The organism is Bacillus sp. V33-4 (genome assembly GCF_002860225.1).
In the GTDB taxonomy this organism is placed as follows: Bacteria; Bacillota; Bacilli; order Bacillales; family Cytobacillaceae; genus Bacillus_BJ; species Bacillus_BJ canaveralius.
This window is the reverse complement of sequence record NZ_PGVC01000071.1, coordinates 1-1267: the sequence shown is the minus strand read 5'-3', so window position 1 is coordinate 1267 and position 1267 is coordinate 1. Positions and strand designations below refer to the sequence as shown.

Sequence of the window (1267 nt, the reverse complement as noted above, 5' to 3'; positions counted from 1 at the left end):
CCAGCGGTCTACCACCAGTTTCCCATCTACATAAACCCGGATTCCATCATCTGCTTTTGCCCGTAGGATGTACTCCCCGGCTGGGACCCGCTTGGCGGTCGTATACTTCGCCGAAAAATGTTCGGCTGGGATTCCCGCTGCCGGAGCTCCGAAACCAAAGTCTTCATAGAGCTTCTTTGTATCTTCGGAAGGCGGAATCACTTTGGCCGCTGTCGGCATCCCCGCCAATGTCTCATTTGGGTAATAATACGCCAGCCAGGAATCAAGCGGCACCACATCTGAAAAAACAGCCGCTGCCGCCACATTCTCGCGGTAATGGGTCTTCACCGTATGCGGGCCTGCACCTACTCCGAGCCACAGGGCCCGGTCCACCTTGCCAGTGTAATCTCCCCAGCGGTCAATCAGCCATTGCCCGTCCGCTTCTACCTTGACTCCATCATCGGCAAACGTTTGAACAAAATAGTCTCCTGCATAATTGCCTGACTGGTCAAAGAGGGCGGTAAAGTTATCTGCAGGAATGCCGTTGCCAGGGCTTCCCCAGCCCCAATTATAATGAACAGGCTTCCCTGCTTCAGGTTTAAACACAGGAGCCGCTGCTTCTGCACCTTGTACGATAGCAAATGTAAAGAGTGCAACTAATAAGGCAACTCCACAATGTTTTATAAAGTTTTGGCTCAAAACTTGTAAATCCCCCCCAGATACACTTAAACTATTTTAATAGGGATACAATATTTGTATCTTTATAGTATAATATCATAGTTTTTGTAGAAATTTATTGAGTAATTAATACTAATGCTCAAAAAATCGACATTTTTCTGTTTAATAAGCTGAATCATCGGTTTTTATATTTTGATGGATTTATAGTTACCAATCTGCGATATCCTTCTGCTACATAATACCCCTCTGACAATCTTCCTTTACGAGATTATGTACCTCTATTTATTGTTTTGATTCAATACTCACAATCTATGGTTTCAGACCTGACTCATAATAAAAGAAAAGCTTTGCAAGGGCTACATCTTCGAAGTATTCTACCGTAATGGTATGCTGGCCACCTACAATATTAACCTCTTTCTTTAGTTCGCCGGAACCCCAGTATGGCTGCGCGCTAATAAGTGGTTCGCCGTCCAGCAGCACTCTCGCGCCGTCATCTCCATTTACCCTGAAGATGTAAGTGCCGGCTTCCAGATTCTCTTTTTTAGTAAATCTAGCAGAGAAACCATCACCCGGTACTGACGGATGCGGGGAACCATTACCCCAGCCCCAG

General features: G+C 45.9%; 2 protein-coding genes. Both read right to left on the bottom strand.

Going from position 1 to position 1267, the window contains the following annotated elements:
* Positions 1-678, bottom strand: a 678-nt coding sequence (locus CVD23_RS20475; RefSeq protein ID WP_257988617.1) for a PA14 domain-containing protein, incomplete at its 3' end; no start/stop codon positions are given.
* A gap of 288 nt (positions 679-966) precedes the next feature.
* Positions 967-1267, bottom strand: a 301-nt coding sequence (locus tag CVD23_RS20470; RefSeq protein WP_257988616.1) for a PA14 domain-containing protein, incomplete at its 5' end; no start/stop codon positions are given.